We start from the raw sequence: 3,673 nt of genomic DNA, 5'->3' as shown, positions 1-3,673 counted from the left end.
ACCTGGGCGCCGACCTGCTGGTTCCCGTGATCGGCCTGGTCACGGCCGCGCTGGCGGTCAACCTCGTCGCGATCTTCCGGGCGCCGGCACCGTCCCGCGCGGCAGCCGCGCAACCGGTCCCGGCCCCGCCGGCGTCGGCCCCGTCGACGCAGCCCGTGGGACCCCAGACGCGCTAAACCCATCCCCCTCGAAGCCTAAGTTTCTTGTCTTTCAGCCGACGGAAAGCCAAGAAACTTAGGCCTCGAAGGAGAGGTTGCCCGGCCGTGCATCCGCAGGGGCCGACCTCGGCCCGACCGACGTCGGCGGGGCCGACGCCGGCCCGGCCGACGCAGCCGCCGGGACCGGGACGCACCAAACCCCTCCCCTTTGAAGCCTAAGTTTCTTCGCTTTGACGCCGTCCAGAGCGAAGAAACTTAGGCTTCAAAGGGGGTCTACGTCACCCACCCGGACGCGGGGTCGGCGGAATGCCCGCCGTCCCCGGAAAGTTGGTCATGACGTGAGCCTCCTGACCGACGCGGCGCCCGACGACGCGGCACGCACCACAGCCCCCGACTTCTCCGTGCTCGACGACGCCGCCTGGTCGTCGCTCAGCGGGGAGCACGCCCACTTCGCCGAGGGCGGCGACCTGGTGCGCCGGTATCCCGTGGACGTCTCGCCCTTCGCCACCGTCCGCACGTGGGACGACCCCGGCGTCTGGGCCGCGATCATCGACCTGGTCGGGTACGACGCCGACTTCCCCGCCCCGCCCGAGTCCGTGGCGTTGCCGGCCGGCTGGACCCGCGGTGAGGTGTTCGGCGGCGTGCAGCTCGTCGAGACCGACCGGCTGGTCGGCCGGCCCGACGAGGAGGCAGTGGTGCTGGGCGCGTCCGACGTCCCCGAGATGATGGACCTCGTGGCCCGCGCCAAGCCCGGCCCGTTCCTGCCCCGGACCTACGAGATGGGCCGGTACGTGGGCATCCGGCGCGACGGCGTGCTCGCAGCCATGGCGGGCGAGCGGCTGCGGCCGGCAGGCTGGACCGAGATCAGCGCCGTCGCGACCGACGAGCGCTTCCGCGGGCAGGGCCTGGCCTCGCGCCTCGTGCTCGACGTCGTGCACCACGTCCGCGAGCGCGGCGCCCGGGCCATGATGCACGCCGCGGCGAGCAACACGAACGCCATCCGGCTCTACGAGCGCCTCGGGTTCGAGGTCCGTCGCCGCAACGAGTTCGGGATGGTGCACACCCCGGTCAGCGCCTGACTGCGGGCACCCACGCAGGCGGCCCCCGGCGCCGTACGCGCCGGGGGCCGCCACTGCGGATCGCCCACCAGGTCAGTGCGCGGCCGCCTCCGTCTTCTTCCGGGACGGCAGCAGGTGCAGCACGGCCACCACGACCGCGCCGACCACCAGGCCGACGACGGCGGAGCACAGCGTGTTGAACAGCCAGCCGAGGGTGCCGCCGAGCGCGCCCGCGCCGTCGTGGATGACCACTTCGAGGTGGTGCACCCACTCGTAGGGCCAGGGGATCCAGCCCGTGCCGTCGGCGCCGAGGTTGACGAGCAGGATGTGCCCGCCCACCCAGAGCATCGCGACCGTGCCCACCACGGAGATGACGGCGAGCACCCGCGGCATCGCCTTGACCAGTCCGCGGCCCAGGGTCTTGGAGAAGCCGGAGTCGCGTTCGGCGAGCCGCAGCCCGACGTCGTCCATCTTCACGATGGCGGCGACGATGCCGTAGACGATGATCGTGATGACGAACGCGACGACGACGAGGATCGCGAGCCGCGACCAGAACGTCTCGTCGGCGACCTCGTCGAGCGCGATCACCATGATCTCGGCGGACAGGATCAGGTCGGTGCGGATGGCACCCGCGACCAGCTTCTTCTCGGCCTCGGGACTGACCTCCGCGGCGACCAGTGTCTGCTCGCTGTGACCGGAGATCTTGTGCCAGATCTTCTCGGCGCCCTCGTAGGCGAGGTAGGTGCCGCCGATCATCAGCACGATCGGCAGCAGCCACGGCAGGAACTGGCTGAGCAGCAGCGCGGCCGGGAGGATGAAGATCAGCTTGTTGCGGATCGACCCGATCGCGATCTTCTTCACGATGGGCAGCTCACGCTGCGCGGCGACGCTGCGCAGGTACTGGGGCGTCACGGCGGTGTCGTCCACGACGACACCTGCCGCCTTGGCGGTCGCCCGGCCCGTCGCGGCGCCGACGTCGTCGATGGACGCGGCCGCGAGCTTGGCCAGCGCGGCGATGTCGTCCAGCAGTCCCATCAGGCCACCCACGGCGCACCCCGCTCCGGTCGATGTGTCGTCATGCCCCGAAGCCTATGCAATCCGGCCGCCCGCCCGGGCATCGCGCCCCACGTGTCAGGGGGTCAGCTGGACGTAGTCGAGGTTCCAGTTCTGGTAGGCGTCCTCGGGCAGACCGATCCGGAGCGTGTGCGTGCCCTTGGTCAACCGCTGCGTGACGCCGCTCGGCTGCAGCACCTGCTTGGCGTGGCTGGTCGTGTTGCGGACGTCGACCCGGTCGCCGGGCGCGCCGTCGTCGAACGAGACGGTGTACGCGCCGGCGGGCGAGTACGGCGACGAGGCACGCACCGCGACCTCGTACGTGCCGGTCCGCGGCACCTCGACCACGTACGTCAGCCACTCGCCGCCACGCATCCAGCCGAGGCTGACGGCGCCGTCGAGGTCCTGGATGTCGACGCCCTCCCCCGGACGCATCTGCAGGTTGCTGCGGTTGGCGGGCTCCAGGTCGTGGTAACCCGCGCCCTCGCCGGGCAGGAAGTCCTCGGCCTGGACCCGGACGGCGCCGCGCGGCAGCGGGTCGCCCTCGCCGGTGCGCAGCCAGCGCTCGATCTTCTCGACGTCGTCGGTCTGGAAGATCGTCGTGTTGTAGCCCCCGACCAGCGCCTGCCACCCGCGCAGCGGGTCGATGAGCGACGCCTCGTCCGTCATCCGCTCCGACAGGCCGTTCCACATCGTGTTGCTCCAGACGCGGCTCCCGCTCGCGACGCGGTCCAGGAACGGACGGCGGGCGACGACGTCGGCGGTGCTGTCGAAGTTGACCTCGTACGCCACGGGCTGGTCGGCGCCGAACTTCTCGACGTCGGCGACGTTCGCGTCGGTGACCAGGTGCATGTAGACGGCGCCGCGGTGCGTGGCACGGAACTCCTGGACCTGGTCCACGGGCGCGTCCGACTTGAACAGGCCGTTGCGGACGGTCCCGGTCTCGGTCAGCACGGCCCAGATCTCCTCGCGGAACGGCCAGCCCTTGTCGAGGTTGACCAGGCCGCGGTCCTTGGCCAGGCGCATCGCCTGCTCCAGCGTGGGCACGCGCTCGTCGGTGAGCGCGGCCTGTGCGCCGCCCAGGCCCTCGCGCAGCCGGAGCCCCTCGATCTGCTCCAGCGTGAGGCTGTCGACGCGGCCGGTCCCGTTCGTGGTGCGGTCCACGGTCGTGTCGTGCATGAGCACGGGGACGCCGTCGGCGGTGAGCTGCACGTCCAGCTCGACGATCTCCGCGCCGTCCTTGAACGCGTCCAGGATCGCGGGCGCGCTGTTCTCGGGAGCGGAGCGCCACTGCGCGCGGTGCGCGGCGGTGAGGATCTTGGCGTCCGGGCCGTGGTCCAGCAGGTCGCGGTAGGCGCGCTCGGCGGGCGTGCCGCCGCCGTGGCCGGCGCCACCGAAGGCGGC

General features: G+C 71.7%; 3 protein-coding genes. 1 reads left to right on the top strand and 2 read right to left on the bottom strand.

Annotated elements, in window-relative coordinates; translation table 11 throughout:
- Positions 1 to 496: 496 nt before the first annotated feature.
- Complete coding sequence (locus tag PROKR_RS25525; protein ID WP_036969305.1) at positions 497 to 1,237, top strand: GNAT family N-acetyltransferase; 741 nt, start codon at positions 497 to 499, stop codon at positions 1,235 to 1,237.
- 72 nt (positions 1,238 to 1,309) lie between these two features.
- Here PROKR_RS25525 and PROKR_RS25520 read toward each other — a convergent pair whose 3' ends face one another.
- Both PROKR_RS25520 and PROKR_RS25515 read right to left on the bottom strand, forming a co-directional pair.
- Entirely contained in the window at positions 1,310 to 2,251 is a 942-nt protein-coding gene (locus PROKR_RS25520; RefSeq protein WP_036969310.1) for a DUF808 domain-containing protein, read from the bottom strand.
- A 96-nt stretch (positions 2,252 to 2,347) separates the two neighbouring features.
- The coding region (locus PROKR_RS25515; RefSeq protein WP_051433361.1) for a glycerophosphodiester phosphodiesterase family protein at positions 2,348 to 3,673 on the bottom strand (1,326 nt) is incomplete at its 5' end.

It is taken from the genome of Promicromonospora kroppenstedtii DSM 19349 (assembly GCF_000515355.1).
Lineage (GTDB): Bacteria > Actinomycetota > Actinomycetes > Actinomycetales > Cellulomonadaceae > Promicromonospora > Promicromonospora kroppenstedtii.
This window is presented reverse-complemented; position numbering and strand designations above follow the sequence as displayed.